The organism is Mesotoga sp. UBA5847 (assembly GCF_002432735.1).
GTDB lineage: Bacteria > Thermotogota > Thermotogae > Petrotogales > Kosmotogaceae > Mesotoga.
The window spans coordinates 11,765-29,464 of sequence record NZ_DJGL01000061.1 but is presented as its reverse complement, the minus strand read 5'-3'; the positions used below and the strand labels follow the sequence as shown (position 1 = coordinate 29,464).

The 17,700-nt window shown below is 49.0% G+C and carries 17 protein-coding genes; 6 read left to right on the top strand and 11 right to left on the bottom strand.

The genetic code is table 11. The features are described from left to right. The first annotated feature begins 68 nt into the window (after window positions 1-68). Window positions 69-1,358 (top strand): SLC13 family permease, encoded by a 1,290-nt coding sequence (locus B3K91_RS06375; RefSeq protein WP_292594402.1) that lies wholly within the window; start codon window positions 69-71, stop codon window positions 1,356-1,358. Window positions 1,359-1,367: 9 nt separating this feature from the next. Here B3K91_RS06375 and B3K91_RS06370 read toward each other — a convergent pair whose 3' ends face one another. The 11 genes from B3K91_RS06370 to B3K91_RS06320 all read right to left on the bottom strand — a co-directional run bounded on the left by B3K91_RS06370 (window position 1,368) and on the right by B3K91_RS06320 (window position 10,603). Beyond that, on the bottom strand, window positions 1,368-1,811 hold the full coding sequence (locus B3K91_RS06370) for a poly-gamma-glutamate biosynthesis protein PgsC/CapC (RefSeq protein ID WP_292594400.1): 444 nt from the start codon (window positions 1,809-1,811) through the stop codon (window positions 1,368-1,370). Continuing rightward, window positions 1,808-2,914, bottom strand: coding sequence for a poly-gamma-glutamate synthase PgsB (gene pgsB, locus B3K91_RS06365; RefSeq protein ID WP_292594397.1), 1,107 nt, complete (start codon window positions 2,912-2,914; stop codon window positions 1,808-1,810). Before pgsB ends, B3K91_RS06370 begins: the two co-directional genes overlap by 4 nt. Further along, window positions 2,911-4,014: a poly-gamma-glutamate system protein gene (gene pgsW / locus B3K91_RS06360; protein WP_292593083.1), complete on the bottom strand. Its 1,104-nt coding sequence runs from the start codon at window positions 4,012-4,014 to the stop codon at window positions 2,911-2,913. The genes pgsB and pgsW overlap by 4 nt, the downstream gene beginning before the upstream one ends. 18 nt (window positions 4,015-4,032) lie before the next feature. Further along, window positions 4,033-5,655: an OPT/YSL family transporter gene (locus B3K91_RS06355; protein WP_214078822.1), complete on the bottom strand. Its 1,623-nt coding sequence runs from the start codon at window positions 5,653-5,655 to the stop codon at window positions 4,033-4,035. A 98-nt stretch (window positions 5,656-5,753) separates the two neighbouring features. Beyond that, window positions 5,754-6,278 carry a UPF0158 family protein gene (locus B3K91_RS06350; protein ID WP_292593089.1) on the bottom strand — a complete coding sequence of 175 codons (525 nt, stop codon included), beginning with the start codon at window positions 6,276-6,278 and terminating at the stop codon, window positions 5,754-5,756. Between the two features lie 138 nt (window positions 6,279-6,416). After that, complete coding sequence (locus tag B3K91_RS06345) at window positions 6,417-7,049, bottom strand: methionine ABC transporter permease (protein WP_292594393.1); 633 nt, start codon at window positions 7,047-7,049, stop codon at window positions 6,417-6,419. Next, window positions 7,049-8,038: a methionine ABC transporter ATP-binding protein gene (locus B3K91_RS06340; protein ID WP_103135152.1), complete on the bottom strand. Its 990-nt coding sequence runs from the start codon at window positions 8,036-8,038 to the stop codon at window positions 7,049-7,051. Before B3K91_RS06340 ends, B3K91_RS06345 begins: the two co-directional genes overlap by 1 nt. A gap of 11 nt (window positions 8,039-8,049) precedes the next feature. Next, window positions 8,050-8,829 carry a MetQ/NlpA family ABC transporter substrate-binding protein gene (locus tag B3K91_RS06335; protein WP_292594389.1) on the bottom strand — a complete coding sequence of 260 codons (780 nt, stop codon included), beginning with the start codon at window positions 8,827-8,829 and terminating at the stop codon, window positions 8,050-8,052. A 245-nt stretch (window positions 8,830-9,074) separates the two neighbouring features. Further along, the gene (locus B3K91_RS06330; protein ID WP_292594386.1) at window positions 9,075-9,449 is read right to left on the bottom strand and encodes a hypothetical protein; all 375 of its coding nucleotides are present in this window, start codon (window positions 9,447-9,449) and stop codon (window positions 9,075-9,077) included. A gap of 150 nt (window positions 9,450-9,599) precedes the next feature. Continuing rightward, window positions 9,600-10,016 carry a secondary thiamine-phosphate synthase enzyme YjbQ gene (locus tag B3K91_RS06325; protein ID WP_099829669.1) on the bottom strand — a complete coding sequence of 139 codons (417 nt, stop codon included), beginning with the start codon at window positions 10,014-10,016 and terminating at the stop codon, window positions 9,600-9,602. A 20-nt stretch (window positions 10,017-10,036) separates the two neighbouring features. Next, a complete protein-coding gene (locus tag B3K91_RS06320) occupies window positions 10,037-10,603 on the bottom strand; it encodes a methyltransferase family protein (protein ID WP_292594384.1) in 567 nt (188 codons plus the stop codon). A 163-nt stretch (window positions 10,604-10,766) separates the two neighbouring features. On the opposite strand from B3K91_RS06320, the gene B3K91_RS06315 reads away from it, so the two are divergent. The 5 genes from B3K91_RS06315 (at window position 10,767) to B3K91_RS06295 (ending at window position 17,454) form a co-directional block, all read left to right on the top strand. Further along, entirely contained in the window at window positions 10,767-11,192 is a 426-nt protein-coding gene (locus tag B3K91_RS06315; protein WP_103135156.1) for a PPC domain-containing DNA-binding protein, read from the top strand. Window positions 11,193-11,202: 10 nt separating this feature from the next. Continuing rightward, the gene (locus B3K91_RS06310; protein WP_292594381.1) at window positions 11,203-12,369 is read left to right on the top strand and encodes a metallophosphoesterase family protein; all 1,167 of its coding nucleotides are present in this window, start codon (window positions 11,203-11,205) and stop codon (window positions 12,367-12,369) included. Further along, window positions 12,366-15,203: an AAA family ATPase gene (locus B3K91_RS06305; RefSeq protein ID WP_292594378.1), complete on the top strand. Its 2,838-nt coding sequence runs from the start codon at window positions 12,366-12,368 to the stop codon at window positions 15,201-15,203. Before B3K91_RS06310 ends, B3K91_RS06305 begins: the two co-directional genes overlap by 4 nt. Before the next feature lie 16 nt (window positions 15,204-15,219). Beyond that, window positions 15,220-16,572, top strand: a complete 1,353-nt coding sequence (locus tag B3K91_RS06300) for an 8-oxoguanine deaminase (protein WP_292594375.1) — start codon at window positions 15,220-15,222, stop codon at window positions 16,570-16,572. Window positions 16,573-16,800: 228 nt separating this feature from the next. Further along, the gene (locus B3K91_RS06295) at window positions 16,801-17,454 is read left to right on the top strand and encodes a histidine phosphatase family protein (RefSeq protein ID WP_292594371.1); all 654 of its coding nucleotides are present in this window, start codon (window positions 16,801-16,803) and stop codon (window positions 17,452-17,454) included. The last annotated feature ends 246 nt before the right edge of the window (window positions 17,455-17,700 follow it).

Sequence of the window (17,700 nt, the reverse complement as noted above, 5' to 3'; positions counted from 1 at the left end):
TACCCTTTTCAAGTAGATTATTCGTGATGCATATCGCCCTCTTCATTTGTTAAGCATTTTGGGATAGAATGAGACTTGTGGACAGAATATTCATTGTAATCTATTTCATATTGACTTTCACTCTGATTGTCCTTTCGAAAAGACGGAGAGTGCTGATTGCCTTTACGGCAGGTATGTTGCTGGTGGTGCTCAAAGTCTCCGAGACAATGAGAATAGAGACAATATCTGAGTTTGTCGACTTCAACGCCATATTCCTTCTCATAGGAATGATGGTGATAGTCGGCGTGCTCAAATCTACCGGGTTCTTTCAATATGTGGCGGTCCGTACTCTCAGAGCAACGAAGGGAAACATCCTTCTGCTGTCGGGGCTCTTTTCGGCGCTAATCGCTCTCTTCTCTATGGTTCTGGACAATGTCACTACAATGATAATGTTCATGCCGATAATCTTCTTCGTTGCAGATACTGCGGGATTCAACCCCTTCGGGTTCACGGCGGTGATGATTCTAGCTTCAAACATCGGTGGTTGTATGACTCTGGTAGGAGATCCTCCAAACATCATTATTGGTAACGCCTCCAAGATTCCTTTTATGACTTTCAGCGGTCTTGTGCTAGCTCCGCTCTTATTGACTTATGTTACCCTGATGTTGATCTCCAGATTCAAGATTCTGAAGGGTCTCTCGTCAATATCTGGAAAAAAGGAAGAGATTCAGGGATTAAGGCTCGATGGAGTCATAACCAATAAGAGATTGATGTATGTCAGCCTCGGAACACTGGTGGTTGTGGTCATCGGATTTATCATGCACAGTATCGTTGACATAGAGATGTCGCTGTTCGCAGTGCTGGGAGCGTCATTCTTGCTTCTCTATACGGGAAAGGATTTCGAATCGGTTGCTTCCGAAGTGGACTGGAACGCGATTCTCTTCTTCATTGGACTTTTCTCGCTTGCACACTCTCTTGAAAGCACGGGAATAACTGGAGAGCTTTCCGCACTGGCTTTGAATCTTTCGAGCAACCCTGCCGTTCTCTCTATGCTTATCCTCTGGGTAAGCGGAATGATAGCGATGGTTACCGGAGCCATTCCGGTTGTTACGATCTTCATTCCTATCGTGGCGCAGCTATCCGTTCACTACCCTCTTCAGTACGATCTCTGGATTGCTCTTGCTCTTGGGGCAAACCTCGGGGGAAACGGAACTGTGACCGGTCATCTTGCGAATGTGATGTGTTTTGAGATGGTAAACAAGGAGTATGGAAACAGGCACAGTTTCCTCGACTTCATGAAGATCGGGTTCCCTTCGGCAATAATATCTCTCGGCATTTCCAACCTTTATCTTGTTTTAAGACTCGTGCTATTCGGCTAGCTGTAACTCCTAGACAACCATGATCGATTTTATCAGTATGTTTGTCAACCAGACAACCGTTGTGACGAAGATAAGCGAAAGAGAGGTCTTCACTACTCCTTGCCTATAAAAGTCATTTGCGATCAGCCCTGGAACGATGGTTCCAATCACGGTTGAGAACAGCTCTACCGGGAGATTAGGCATAAGAAAGGTGTCTAGGGAAAGCTTGACCACGACTCCGAGAAGAATTCCTATTGCGAGCCTCTTTCTTCCGTAGAGAATTAGATACCTCTGGAGAAGATTTAGAATCAGGAATGTGACCAGACCGACACCCCATGTATACAGCAGCCTCAAAGGCTGTTCAATGAAGATGAACAGGTAGACCGGCGTGACAAGCCCTCCGGCCGACAACCCTGTCACCCACCAGAACACCGTACTTATGACGATTCCGATTGAGAACAATGCAGGACTCATCGAATCTCCTCCAACCCGCTCAGCCACTGTACAAGGCCGCGTATATTTCCGAATCCGAAAACGAGCTCGTGCCCTTCAAGAAGCGAATCGAGCCGGCTCGGGTCTTTCAGCTTTTCCACGTTCTTGTTCTTCAGTATTCGTTGAGGAACAGGTCCTCTGACAATTATCCTGTCGAAGTCTCTAATCATCGCTTCGAAGACGAGAGCCCTGTCCGGCCTGTCGTCTCTGGAGTTGAAGAATCCGACGAGTGGTCTCCCGGGAAAATCCTGTCTTGCCTTTTTCAGAAGCAGAGAAGTGGACCGAATGTCATTGGCCGCGAACGCATTTGCCAGGACGGTATCATTTATCCCGTCGCCGAGATGCAGATACCTGAATGTCCCCACGTCGGGCAGCGCCTCTCTCATTCCCTCAAGCGCCTTTTCTCTGTCCAGACCAAGTAGTTCTACAACCTTCAGTGCGATAGAAAGGTTTTCCTCATTTGGCTCGAATTTGAATCCGGCCGCGTCCTCTACTTTCGGGATGACGGTAACCAATCTAGTATTCATTCTAGAACAGTGGTCTTTTACAGATTCCATTGCTTCGGACGAAACGTTTCCCAAAACGCAAATTCCGCCTGGAGCAATAGATAGAGAAAGCACTTTGGCCGTCTCAATTTCGTCGGCTCCAATCTCTTCGATATGATCCGGATAAGCGTTCGTGATGACGGTAATGTCTGCTTCGACTATTCTCATGCTTGAAAGCTGCATCTCGGGCTTAATAGCCATACATTCTACAACCAAAGCATTGCAGCCTTCCCTCTCCGACTTCTTCAAGGCGAGGAATTGCTCCTGTATGTTTGCAGGGCCGCGACGAACCACTTCGACGTGTCTCCCGTCGGGGGTTATCCATAGAGGAACAGTCCCCGTCGTCTTTCCAAGTACCGAAAAGCCGTTTGCTTTGAGGGCCGCGTGAATTAGTCTTACTGTCTCGCTCTTACCTCTGGTTCCGTTCACTTGGACTGCGATTTTCAACCGTTTTCTTCTCTTTCTCGAGAGAATATTCTCAATGACGAGAAAGAGCAGAAGGATAGACAATGCGACCAGAGCCAGCAGCCAGTTTGTCATTTCTTAATCACCCTTCCCGCGACAACGCAGAGGATCATAAGGAATAGAAAGGTCAAAGTCAGAAGCAACGAATAACTATCGACAAAATACACTCCGCTGGTTCCCGGTTCCGGAAGAGGAACGGGATCGATCGGAATGCCATTCTCCATTGCGAGATCTCTGATGTTCAGCAGATGAATCACGGGCACACCGAGCTCCGCAAACTCGAAAATCAGTCCCCTTTCATCTCCTTTAGGGATCGAAGAGAACGAAGTCAAAACACCGTTATCCAGGCTGAGAGCTAGATGGCTGTTGCCGAAGTTTGTGCTTGCTCCCCCGATATTGACGAAGACAGAAGGCAGTCCGGCCGACTTCTCAAGATAGAGCTCAAGTCTCTTTTCAATGCTTGCTTGAAGAGACTCTTCATATATAAAGGTCTTTCCGCTGGATAAAGCAATCTCCGTCATCAGTTCACGAGCTTTCGGGAAAAACATTCCACTTGCCGTATCGTAATTACCGCCCAGAGAGACTGCGATCAGGCTGTCTTTAAGCAGCCCTACCTCTACAAGTCTTTCCTGCATCGTAACAAAGGTAAACTCCGGATGTGTGGCGCCGTGCTCTGAAGCGCCAATCGAATAGATCACAAGGGGTTCAAGTTCCAGAACTTCGCAGGCGCAGAGAGTGGCTAGAAGAAGCGAGGGGAAAGAGCCGCTCGCTCCTATAGCAACGGGATCGCCTCTCTTGAGATCGAGTTCTTTGAAGTACTTCACCAGGAGAGCCGCGAAGTCCGGATTGGTCGAGGTTCTCTTCGCCTGCAGATTTCCTAGAGTAGTTGTCAACTCCGTGAATTCCGGTCCAATAAGCCCTGTCAAATTAGGGTCGACGGATGGGTCGATTACTATGCCTAATGACTCCCGGAAAGCTGAAAGTTCAGCTATGCAAGAGGCCATTAGTCGAGCCGCGGACAGCTGGGCAGAGAAGTGAGGTGACTCGATCCTCTCCATTGAAAGATTGACGATGAAGAAGGCCGCTACCCCGACAACGGCGCCGAACAATAACCATTTGAGAGAAATGTGAACGCGATTGAAAGGGACTCTGCCCACTGCGTGAATGTGTTTCAAAACAACTCCTCTATTCTATTAGCTAACTGTTAGAACCCTGATTATTGCCAAAACTACTCCCGTTATACCTTCGCCTCCAAGAAGTCCCGACGACACTATCATGCCGGTCTCCTTCGATTCTGGCTTGATCTTGCCGACAATTAAGCTAATAACGCCTCCAACGAATGCGGCGGTAGATATCTCCATAGGGAGGTACATGCCAATTCCAAGCGTCATCCCCGGTAGTTTCATAAGATAGATTATGATCCCAATCACCAAGCCGAAGAAAAAGGCCGGAGTATTTGGGAGACCACCGACCATGGTGGAAACGGCGTACGCTTGTGGCGCGGGGAGTTCCGTTCCCGGGCCCATTGTACCATAGGCTCTGAACATAATAAAGAGAACGATTACCGAGACTACTGCGCCAATTACTCCGCCGACCGTCTCGGCGACGATCTGAGCCCTGGGGTTGGTCTTCAAAAGGTAACCGGATTTGAAATCGTTCAGTACATCGCCAGCAAGACCGCAAGCAACTGCCACTACTCCAGCCACCAAGAACGCTTCGATTGTGCCGAGACTGGCGACTGACTTCACGGCAATAAGAATGATGATGCCGAATATCTCCATAGGATTGATCCCCGACTGCCCGGTTATCGAGGCGGCCATGGCCGTCGTAAGCCATACGCCAACTATTGTAAGTAGAGAAGAGACAAGAGTCATTTCCGTCAAAGTTGTGAGGAAGAGAGCGATGGCCGCAAAAACCAGAGGTATCCAGCGAAGCGTCTTCATTCGCGATCCCTTCCCGCTGCTCTTTACGGGAAGGTAGATCTCTCTTGCCCGCGGCAAGATTCCCTTGAGCAGAATTCCAACACCGGTGCCGACCATCAGTCCGATCCCGAGACTATCTTTGAAAGCCGTCGCAGAGCCGACATCAGCGAACCATCCGGCCGCAACTCCAACGGGGATCAAGAAGAAGTAGCTTATAACAGCTCCAAGGAACCACACTCCTGTGAAGAGCGGTCCGATTATGTAACCTATGCCAACGGCCATAGGGGATATCCACATTCCAAAGAAGATGTTTCTTGAATACAGCCGGACCGAAGACCACGCAGAAGGAATCCATCCCAGCCCGTCCCTTACTGCGACAAATACGGCAGCGGCCCCCATGGTGGAAAAGAGGTACTTTGCCTTCTTCCCCCCTTTGTCACCGGCAACAACTGTCTCGTAGGAAGCCAAACCCATGGGAAAAGGCAGCTTCTCCTTCTCAATGAAATAACGTCTAATCATTCCAGTGAATACAACTCCCAGAATAGTGCCTGACAATGTGACGACCAGGAGAGACAGGAAACTTACCTCTGAGGAAGCCTCAAGAATCCAGATGCCCGGAACTGTAAAGGCCAGACCGCCAGCCACCATTGCTCCGGAGGACATAGCAGTGTGCGTAACGTTTATCTCGTTCAGGTTAGTCCTGCCCAAGGCCTTGAGTATTGCCAGGGACATAACTGCAACAAAAATGGTCGGCCAGGGAAGAGCCCCCATTCTCAAGGCGACGTACATTGAACTGGTAGTGATGATTATCGACCCGAGCGCCCCTATTACCAGGCTCCTAAACGTCAACTGCTTTGAACTACCTTCTTCCAGCGACACTCCAGTGTTCTTCACGCTCTGATCCTCCTGTGAACCGACAAAAGAAAAGGCCCGGGCAGTCTTTCTTATACAGACGAATCTCCGCGAGATTTACTTCAAAGAGAAGACCGAGATCACTGTTCAGAAGTATCGATCGGATCGATTCCTATCGAGTTGAGCCACTCAACAGCAATCCTTGTCAAGTTCTCACTTTCGAATTTGAACCATGCGTCCTTGTATTCTCCGTGATGTTCGAGAAATGTGCGGAACTTAGAGAATGCACCTCTTCCCGAAATCTCGTAATAGACTTCATCCCTGACGCTTTCTTCTACTCTTGTGTAAATGAACTCTTCGATCAGTGCGAATTTTTCCCCTGGAGTAATCCACGGTATATCCTCGAATCTTTCCGATTCATCGCCGCAAAACAAGTCATAATAAGTGTACAAATCTTCGATTCTCATCCAGGAGTACTTCAGAAGCTCTTCAGTTATCTCTTCTCTTTCAACCTCGCAGTTTACTAGTTCATCCGGAAAACAATCTTCTTGATAGAAGATGATCTTTCCTGTCTCCGTATCTAGATACGAAATCGCGTCGTACTCTCTCTGGTCAATATCCATCAAATTGACCAACATATCGATGTCGATCGGCAGTCTTTTCATAGTGCTTCACCCTTATGGGCAAACCTGTATTCCAATCAACTTGTTTTGCCCGGTACCAGTTTACAACATTCTGGCTTCGACGACGAAAGTCAAAATGATTCAATTCCGAGACGCTTCCGAAAAACCTTGTTTCCAAAGTTATTTTCGCAATCCCTTCGCCAGTTTTCCTCCAGTGAACTGAAGAAGCTGACTGATCGCCACGAGAACGATCACAGCGTAGAGAACCACGTCCCACTGGAACCGGTAGTAGCCATAGTTGATTGCCAGCTGACCGAGACCTCCGGCCCCGACCGCACCCGCTATGGCGGTGTAGGTTACGAGATTGATCAAGAGTACGGTTATGTTGCCGATCTGATCGGGCAGTGTTTCCGGTATCAAAACCTTTGTGACCATCTGCCACTTATTCAATCCCATAGAGTTTGACGAATCGACAATTCCCGAAGGCACGGCATTGAAAGAATTCTCCGAAAGCCTCGCCATGAAAGGTATAGCTGCAATAGTAAGATTGAAGATCGCGGCATTCGGCCCGATTATCGTCCCCATTACGTTTTTCGTAACGGGAATCAGAAGCAACACGAGAATAATGAAAGGTATTGATCTGAAGATATTTACCAGCAGATCGAGCAACGCATAGAGGGTCTTCAACCTTCGCGATCTTGAACAGAGGTAAAGACCTACGCCTAGCGGAATACCGAAAACAGTTGCCAGGAAACCGGAGAGAAGAAGCATGTATAGAGTTTCGAGCGTCGCCTTAAGTATTTGCGAGAACATCAGCGGACCTCCTCGAGAAAGAAGACGGAGTCCCTAAGTTTCTCTATGAACAGATCCTGTCTTTGCCCATCAATCGCGATGATCATTGTTCCGAAGGGCCCGTTCTTCAGTTCTTCGATCTTCCCGTACAGAATGTTGATCATTATATCGAACTCCCTTGCTATCTCCCACAAAACAGGTTCGTGGGTACGCTCCCCCCAGAAGAGTACTCTCAAGAGCCGCTTCTGCCCGGAAAGGACGCTTCTTTCCAGCTCGAGAGGGCTTCCAAAGTCACTCACTTCATTGTTCTCGATCTTGACGAAGAATTCGTGCGTAGGTCCGAAGAAGTGCAGCTTCCCATTCTGCAAATACGCGACTCTGTCACAGGTTCTCTTAATGACATCCATATCGTGGGTTACGACCGCGAAGGTGACGCGGCGTCTTTCGTTGAGATTCACTACGAGATCGAGAAGTCTGCCCGTAGTCCTCGGGTCGAGTGCGGAAGTGGGTTCGTCAAGAAGAATCAGCTTTGGATCCATTACGAGAGCGCGGGCGATCGCCGCTCTCTGCTGTTCGCCGCCGGAGAGCTGCGAAGGGTAGGCGCTCAGCCTGTGATCCAGGCCGAGCTCCGAAACGATACTCATAACTCTTTCTCTGATCTCGCCCCTGCCGATTCCCTGAATTTTCAGAGGGAAAGCGATGTTCTGGTAGACGGTTCTGTAGCGAAACAGGTTGTAGCTCTGGAAAACCACTCCTATCTTCTTTCTAATGCTCCTCACTTTGCTTTCGTTAAGCCCGACTATGTTTTGGCCGTCGAACATGATCGATCCGCTGTCCACCGGCTGGAGTAGGTTAAGGGTACGGAGCAGAGAGGTTTTCCCTGCTCCCGATAACCCTACGATTCCGACAATCTCGCCCTCTTCGATAGAGAAGCTGACATCATCGAGGATCTTTCTCCTTCCCGATTTGTCTTCGAAAGAGAGGTTAAGTCTGTCAACGCTCAGTATCAAAGCACTAAACCTCAGAAGACGGGTACTACCGCACCATCGTATTTTTCGTCTATGAAGTCTCTTACCTTCTCTGACGTCAACACACTGATGAGAGCTTCGAGCCATGCTTCGCCTTTGTCAGTTTCTCGAATTGTGATTATGTTTGCGTACGGAGATTCACCACCTTCAATGAACTCCGAGTCTTTAACTGCATTTAGGTTGATGGTAAGAGCGTAATTGGTGTTAATGACGGCACCGGCGACGGTCTTGTCGTCTGTGTAGACCCTTGGAATGAACCCGGCCTCGATTTCAACAAAGGTCAACTGCCTTGGGTTCTCTTTGATGTCCAGAACTGTGGATTCCAGCTTCGAAGGATCCTTCAGCTCAATAAGCCCGTTGTTGTGAAGCAGAATCAGCGCCCGTCCTTCATTCGTCGGATCGTTCGGAACAGCGATCTTATCACCTGGTGCGAGCTCTGAAAGAGGTTTCTTGAGAAAGAACCCCATTGGTTCGACGTGAATGGCCTTTGCTGAGACCAGCCCTTTTATTCCTCTTTGTGAAGTGAAGGACTCCAGATAGGGTACGTGCTGGAAGTAATTCGCGTCGAGTTCCCCTGTGGAAAGGGCGATGTTTGGAAGCACATAGTCATTGAACACAACGATTTCCAGCTCATAGCCCAGCTCGGCTAGGTCGGCCTTGATTACCTCGAGAATCTCGGCGTGGGGAACTGGAGTGGCACCAATCCTGATCTTCGTGGTACCGAACGCAAATACGACTCCCAGTAGAACCAGTAACACTAGAAACTTCTTCATACAAATCCCTCCTGATATAAAAAAAGGGCGTCTCCTTTGAGACGCCCTGCTTCTATTTTCTCAGGTACAGCTAAGCACCCGAAGAAACAAGGGCGTTGCCGTACATCATCATAGCTTTTCTGTTTTTTCCTCTGTAAGTCTTATTGTTCATATGCAAACCTCGCGTTCGTTTAGCTCATTATAGCTCAACGACTCTTTCCAGAACAAGTCGATATTGTAAATAAAAGCTCGTGCCTGTTCCAGAGTCAGTTAGATTCATTGTAACCAGAAATCCTTATGAACCGATTACCGTCATCTCTTTCCTTGTAGCAGGCTTTCAGAAGCCTGCAACTGGTTGTTTTCGGGTCTTTGCAGACCAGGAAAGTGAACGAGAGATCCTTCGCTCTTCCCTTAAGCAGTTCCATGCTCAATGTGGAAAGCAGGCTGTCGAGCCGCTTCTCTTCTTTTTGTCCGTACATCCTGGAATTCTCGTCGGTCTTAACCATTTCATTCCAGAGATTCTCCGTGATAACTACCGGCAGTTTGATCCCAACCCTCTTCGCAAAAGGCGTAACATCAATCATGCCCCCGTCTGTCACGTGAATCTTCGGAGAGCCGAGTGATGCTTCTCCAATGCTCATTGATAGCACCTCCATACATAATAAGTGTTATTATTACCATAACATCTTAGAAAGACCGTCGCAAAGGCAAACAAGAGACTCCCTGGTTGTCTGGAGCTGTTTAGGCCGGTATATCTGACAAAGCCTCTGAAAACCGTTACAATTCGAATCTTAATTGCCGATTATTTTTATCAGAACTCGCTTTCTTCTCATACCGTCCAGTTCATAGTAGAAGATCTGCTCCCATGGTCCAAAGTCCAGTCTTCCCTCAGTAACGGCTACTACCACTTCCCTACCCATAACGGTTCTCTTCAGGTGGGCGTCCGCATTGTCCTCGAATCCGTTGTGTTCATACTGCGAGTATGGTTTCTCGGGCGCAAGCCTTTCCAGCCATTTTTCGAAGTCATTATGAAGCCCGGATTCATTGTCGTTGATGAACACACTTGCAGTTATGTGCATTGCGTTCACGAGCAGAAGTCCTTCCTGGATTCCGCTTTCTTTAAGCGCTCTTTCGACATCTGGAGTGATATTGATTATCTCTCTCCTGGTAGCGGTGTTGAAGAAAAGTTCCTTCCTGTATGATTTCAAATCCTTCACCTCCTAATCGATTAAAACACGTAAGGAATTAGCCGCCACGTCTTCTTGCAGTAATCCCTATAAGCATCTCCGAAGATGTATTCGAGATTCCTTTCTTCCACGACGATTCTGTACAGTATGCCTGTCGTCGGGAGTATGAAAGCAAGGATCGAACTGAGCGGGTAATCGAAGACGAGCGCAAGACCCAGAAAGCCTGCTATCTCGGCGGCATAGGCAGGATGACGGATTACTCTGAACAGTCGATCCGTTCTCAGCTCTTGATCGGGAAGGGCCCCCACATCGATTGCAAAGGAAGAGCCCAGCTGCCTGACTACGAGGAAACGGACCACGACCGCGAAGATCATCGATGCAACCCCAACCCATCTATGAGGACGGAACGGCATCATGAACGCTTCCTTTGAGCTGCCGTCGACAGCCACCGCTCCAAACATGCCAGATAGAACGAAAGCAAGCATAATGTACTTCGATCGTTTCTCCTGGAGTTTTCCACTGATCTCTCTGTTGTGAAAGAAGAAAAGATAGATGTCAAATCCGACCCAGAAAATGAGAACGAAGAAGAAGAACAGTTGACCAGACATAACGAAACCTCCAGGAGAAAGTGAATGCAATTCAATTCTATCATCAGACCAGGGTGAAGAAAATCTCACATCAAAGCCCTTGCTGGATGTCTTCCGACTGTAACTGTTAGCAAATGTGGGGGTGCGGCAGATGTAGTAAAATCGTAATACAGGTGGTGATGAGATGATTTTTGGAAAAGGTGAGAGAGTACTATTCTTTCGCTTCGAGGATGGCGAGGATTTCATTCACACTCTAGTTCATACACTTACGGAGAACAACCTGGATTCACTTGTCGTGATCAGCGGAATAGGAATGTTGAGAGATTTCGAGATCGGCTGGTACAACGTTTCCAAAAAGCAGTACGAAAAGGAGATGATCTCTGTTCCTCATGAGCTCATACACATATCGGGAAACGTATCGTCGAAGGGCGGTTTTCCATTCCCGCATCTTCACGTTGCGTTAGCCGGACCTTCGAGAAGCGCAGTTGGCGGCCACCTGTTCGCAGGAACAGTGTGCAACACGACGGAGCTCTTTGCCGTCAGAACCGGTGACCTGAAACTCATCAGAGATGCTTCCGGCGCCGCAACGCCTCTGGAATTCAGAAAGTGAGTCCATCGAATTGAGATTCCTTCACTGCTCCGATATTCACCTTGGGAGAAGACCGATCGGCTCCCCGAACAGCCCCTATTCGTCTGCAAGATACGAAGATTATTTTTCAGCCTTTGACTATGTAGTTGATTGGGCCGTACAGAACAAGCCGGATGCCTTCTTCATAACGGGTGATCTCTTTGACAAGAGAGACATCAATCCCGACACTCTTGCCAGAACGCAGAGTATTCTCTCCAGACTGAAAGAAAACGGTATCAGGGTGCTGGCTATAGAGGGAAACCACGACAAGAGCTTTAGCGCGAATGAGTCCTGGCTGAGATTTCTCAATGAGACAGAGTATCTGGAGCTGCTCTGCCCGGTTCAGGGAGAGAAGGGTATTGTCTTTCCGTGCATCAGCATCGATGGATTCAAAGTGTTCGGACTTGGCTATCCCGGCTTCATGGCAGAGGAGATGATCCTCAAAGCTTCTTCTTTTCTTGAAGGCAAAGACAATATAATACTTATCCACACCGCGCCCGGGAACGACAACTTCATTCCCGGCCTTGTGTCACCCGAAGTCTTGAAGATTCTCAGGTCAAAGGTGATCTATGCCGGAGGCGGACATCTCCATTCTCAACTCGCTTTTCCTCTGGAAGAGCCGTTCTTCTTCGTGCCCGGATCTCTCGAATACTGGGACGTCTGGGAGAGAGATAGTAAGGGATTTTACGTATTCGATACCGAGAGCGGAACAGCCGATTTTCACGACTCTCGCAGGAGGGAAAGACAGGAATTCTCCGTTTTTCCCGGCGAGGGCGACGACCTTGACGGATTTGTCAACGAACATGAGATTCATAGAGGAGCCATAGTACTGGTAACGGTAACGGGAAGCGGAGAGTTCTACGTAGATCCTGTGCGTCTGGAGAGGGAGATAGAGTCTTCCGGAGCCCTTAAGGCCTTTGTTAGAGTCAGGAGAACGGATAGAGAGATCACTCTCGACGACTACAGACTGATGAGCGCGAGAGACATCGAACGAGAGGTCATACTCGGCTCCAGGGAGTGGAAGGAGCTCGGAGCAAGAGGCGAGGACCTTGTGGTCGCAATAGAAAAGATGAAGCAGTCTCAGGAAGATGGAAGGTATGACCTGTTCAAAGAATCCGTCGATGCCCTTCTTGAAGCCATAGTGGGTGGTGGCTCTTGAGGATTACTTCGATAGATCTCGAGAACTTCCGCAGCCACTCCAGATATTCCGAAACCTTCGAGAAGGGAATAAACCTCATCCTTGGAAGAAACGGCTCGGGGAAATCATCGATCATCGAAGCTATCGGACTGGCTCTCTTCGGAGGAGGACTGCGCGACAAACAGGAAGACGCAATCAAGTGGAACGAGAGAAGATCGAAAATTACCGTGACTTTTCTGGCCGACGACGGTCTGGAGTACAGGGTCGAGAAAGTCTTCGGCACCGGTTCAAGTCACGAGCTGCATCAGGGGGAACTTCTCATTGCCCGCGGGAAGGAAAACGTGATAGAGAAGATCAGAATTATCTGCGGTCTTCAGGGAGACATCTCGAAGACATTCGAGAACGTGATAGTAGCTTTTCAGAATAGAATCGCCGATCAGTTTCTCGGCAGTCCTGCTGCGAGAAGGGACTATTTCAACAGGGTCTTCCAGGTCGACCTTTACAGGAAGATCTCAACGGATTTCATGCGCAGTTATCTCACCGACCTGAGGAGTGAGAACGAAACTCTTGAGAGAGAGATCGCGTTCATGGAGCAGCAGCTGGAGAGAAAGGCAGAAGTTGAAGAGAGGATGAAGACTCTCTCGGAGGATCTCTCCAGGGCAAGAGAGGAACTGAAGTCTTTGGAAGATGCCCTCAAGAAAGTCAAAGCAGAGAGACTGCGTCTCGAGGAAATCGGAAGAGAGCTCTCTTCGAAGAGAGGACAGTTTGAGCAGCAGCTGAAGTCGTTGAGGGACGAAGCTGCTGCACTGAAAGGCAATCTGAGGCAAAGAGAGAGGGCGGTCGAGGCCAGAGAAATCGTTGACAAAAGCAGGGACGGCCACGATCTCTATGAGAGACTATTGGAGAAAGAAAATGCTCTAAGCGCCGAAAAAAGGAGACTGGAAGGTCTTGGCGAGCGTTCGGCGGCCATTGAGAAGAGAATCGCTGAACTGCAGACGGAAGTTGCCAGGTCAAGCGGAGCGCTCTTGAATTCAGAGGAAAGACTGGAAGAGAGCGAGAAGCAATTCGAGGAACTGAAGAAGGAACGAGAAGAGCTAAGAAGAGAGATGGAAGCGGCGGAACTCGAGGCAGGCAAGAAACGGGAAGCCCACAACCTGTGTCTTTCGAGAAAAGAGGCGTTTAAGGTGATCCTCGAAGAATACAGGAAGCCTGAGCGACGGCTGGCCGCTCTTGAAGATCTGTTAAGGAGCCTTGGAGAAACGGAGGGTTCTGAGGAACTCAATGAAAGGCTGGCGAAAATCGACAGCGGTATAGAAAGGGCGAAACAGGAAGTCCTTCTCCTTGAAAAGCTGAACGAGGCCAGCGTCAGCAAGGCTTCCCGGAGAAAGGCGCTTGAAGAATACAGAGGCTCTCTCGCCGTTGGCATCTGTCCACTCCTGGATGAGAAATGCAAGAACATCGAAAATAGAAGTGATTATGAAGGATACATCGAAGGCCTTATAAACCAGCTTGCCTCCGGTGAAAGAGAGCTCTCGAAAAAGATTGCAGAAGTGAAGGAGAGCCCGTCGAGGCTAGGCAAACTGGCGGAAGAGAGGGCTCTTGCCCTCAAAGCGATAGAAGAGACGGATAAGAAACTTAAGGAAAAGGCTGATCTAGAAAAAGAGAAGCTTGACCTTGAAGAGAGAGCGAAGAGCTTCCTCCTTCAGCTTTCGACGATTTCAGGAAAGTCCGGAGAGATCGACGAGATGAGCGAGAGTGTAGAGAAAGATGTTGGAAATGCCTCCACAGAGCTCGAGCTTCAAAAGAAACACATTTCCACGCTCAAGAATCAGATTGAAGAAAGGGATTCGCGTCTGGAAGAAGTCAAGAGCAAGATCAGATCCCTCAACGAACTGAAGAAGAAGACGGAGGAAGAACTCGCTTCCCGGTCGAGCGAAATCGATGCTCAGAAAAGCATTGTTAAGGAATTTGCGGAGGAACTTGGAAAGCTTCCCGGATTGAGAGCGGAGATTGAAGAGATTCGCAGAGCGATGGTTCTTAACAAAAACGATTATGAAAGATTCAACAAGTATGTGACTCTTGCGGGCTATCTCGAGGAGTACTCAGGCCTCTGCCGGGCCTCGCTCGAAAGATGCAGAAAGAAGGCGGCCGGAGTGACCGGCCTCAGAAAAGAGATTATTGCTCTTGAGAAGAGCTTCGATTATGGCCGTCTAGAAGAACTGAAGAGAAATGAGACAAAGGCCGAAGAAAGTTATGCTCTCAAACGAGACGAAACAATATCCATCGGCAGAGACATAGTCTCTCTGCGGGCAGATCTGAAGAACTTCGCAGAGATGGAAGAAAACAAGAAGCTCAAGAAGAGAGCCGGCGAAAAAACTTCCAGAAAAATCAAACTCGGAGAGATGATTAGAGACAATCTCAATCTCACCGGAGAGAGAATAACCGCCGGATTTCGTGATGCGATAGAGCGAAAGGCGACCCTAGACTACCAACGAATATCCGGGACCGAAGAGTCAATAAGATGGAACGAAGACTACGAAGTCTCCGTCAAAGCATCCGAATACGGCGACGGCAGCGTCAGAAGTTTCTCGAATCTCTCAGGCGGGGAGCAAGTGTTGGTCTCTCTTTGTCTGAGAGCCGCAATGACGGGGGTCCTCAGCGGAGCGAGATTTGCCGTCTTCGACGAGCCGACATCGAATCTCGACAAGGAGAGGAAAGAGCTGCTTGCCCATTCTCTCAGAGAGCTCTTTGGCGAACTCGATCAATCAATAATAGTTACACACGATGACGTCTTCTCTGAAATGGCTCAGAAGGTCATAAGACTGAACGGCAGGAATGAAGACGAATCTCTTTGAATCGGAGGTGCAGTACTTGAAAACAGTACTCAAGAACATAGACTATCTTGTGACAATGAATGAAAGAAGAGATGAGCTGAAAGACGCTTATGTCGTCGTCGAAGATGGAATAATAGTCGATGTCGGCAGGGGAACTCCTCCTCCGGGCGACGTCGAGATCGACCTGGCCGGACGGATCATCACTCCCGGCTTTGTCAACACTCATCATCATTTTTATCAGTCGCTTTTCCGCAGCGTAAAGGAAGTCGCCTCAGCCAAGCTGTTCGACTGGCTTGTCTTTTTGTACGAGAGGTGGAAGAATCTCGACAACGAAGCGATATATGTCAGCAGCAAAGTGGCGATTTACGAGATGATGGCCTCCGGCGTGACAACGACAAGCGACATGCTTTACCTTCACCCAACGGGAAGGAAAGAGTTCATCGACAGCGAAATAGAAGCGGCCCGCAGTACCGGCGTGAGATTTCACCCCACCAGGGGCTCGATGTCTCTCTCCAGAAAAGACGGAGGCTTACCTCCCGACTCGGTCGTCCAGAGCGAGAGAGAGATAATCGAGGACTCCGTAAGACTGATAGAGAAGTATCACAATAGAGAAAAACACTCGATGCTGCGGATAGCTCTGGCTCCATGTTCTCCCTTCTCGGTGACCGAAGAGTCGATGGTCAGAACGGCCGAACTCGCCGGGCAGTATGACGTGCTTCTTCACACACATCTCGCCGAAACCAGGGACGAAGACGATTTCTGTATCGAGAAAAAGGGATTGAGACCGGTCGATTTCATGGAAAAGGTCGGCTGGCTCAACGAGCGAAGCTGGTTCGCCCATCTCGTATGGCTGAGCGATGAAGACATCAAGAGGCTCGCCGAGCATGACTGCGGCATGGCTCATTGCCCTTCCTCAAACATGAGACTTGGATCGGGAATCGCCCGTGTGAAAGAGATGAAGGAAGCCGGAATCAGGATCAGTCTTGCCGTTGACGGAAGCTCATCAAACGATACGGGAAACATGCTTCTTGAGATACGAAATGCCCTGATGCTTCAAAGAGTCCTCAAAGGAGCCGACGCCCTTTCGCCGAGGGATGTTCTGGAATTCGCGACGCTGGGCGGAGCTAAGGTCTTGAGAATGGACGACTTCATCGGTTCGATCGAGCCGGGAAAGTCTGCCGACTTGGCCGCTTTCAGACTGGACACTCTCTCGATGGCCGGAGGGTTATCCGATCCGGTGGCTTCTCTCGTTCTATGCGACCCTCACAACAGCGACCTGGTAATGATTGACGGGAAGATCCGCGTCCAGAACGGCAGGATAGTCGATGGCGAACTCTCAGAACTAATCAAGAGGCACAACGAAATATCTTGCAGATTGATTGAAGCCTGAGACAAGCCGGGTAAATTATCCAGAAGTTACCGAGTGAGTTACACAACAGGATGGCTTCCGTAAACTGTCTTCATGCATCATAGTGTGAGGCGTCGTAACTCGTTTATAACCGCGATTCTTCAGCGGCGAGGGACTGGCAACCACAGATCAAAGTAGTTTTCGGCCGGACTGCATCTTGCGAATCATTCGCTATCGTCTTGAATTCTAGTACTAATCCTGGAGGTACAAATGTCAGAGATCTATTTCTTGCGCCATGGACAAAGTCAATCGAATGTTGAAAACCGATTTTCGAATGGGAACTATGGTTATCCTCTGACTGATCAGGGGAGGAGACAGGCGGAAAAGGCATCTGCATTTCTGCGTTCCAGAGCGATTCGGAAGGTTTACACCTCACCCATTCACAGAGCCGTTCAGACGGCAGAGATTGTCTGCTCAAAATGGGGGCTCACGCCAGTTATTGCAGATGAAATCAGAGAGTTCTCCGTAGGCATCTTCGAAGGAAAGAAAATTGCCGGGCAAGCCAGGGAGTTGTACGTCGATCTGAAAGAGAAATGGGCCGGCGGGGAAATGGACACAAGAATCTCGGGAGGCGAAAGCCACCGCGAGATAATCGACAGGCTTTGGAAAGGTATTGAGTATGCACTCGAAGAGGGTTCTGGAGAGCCGGCTCTAATGGTCAGCCATGGCGGTCTCCTCTCAATGGCTCTTCCATATATGTGTGACAATCTAGACATCTCCACCTTCTACGAGCGAGAAGGAGTCTTCATAAGAAATTGCTCGGTTACCTCGGTAGAAGCTCGAAAGGAGAACTCGAGAATTACTCTCAGCCTTCTAGAATGGGCAGACGACTCTTATCTTGATGTTGCTGAAAGGAGTTATTAGATTTCCGATAAGATCGAACAATCTTTTCATTGAAGGAAAATGCTGAAGATAGCTTTGCATAAGATTCTAACATTCAAACAGTGAAGTGGCCTATTTTGCTTTCTTCTAACCGGTAGCTGTATTGGACTGCGAGAGCATGGGTATCATGGTCTGCAGCTCGCGGAAGAGTGTCCTGACCCTGCACGGGGCGGGGAGCTTCGACGGAAACTGCACCCAGAAAACTCTGGACACTTTTTCTGCTAACTA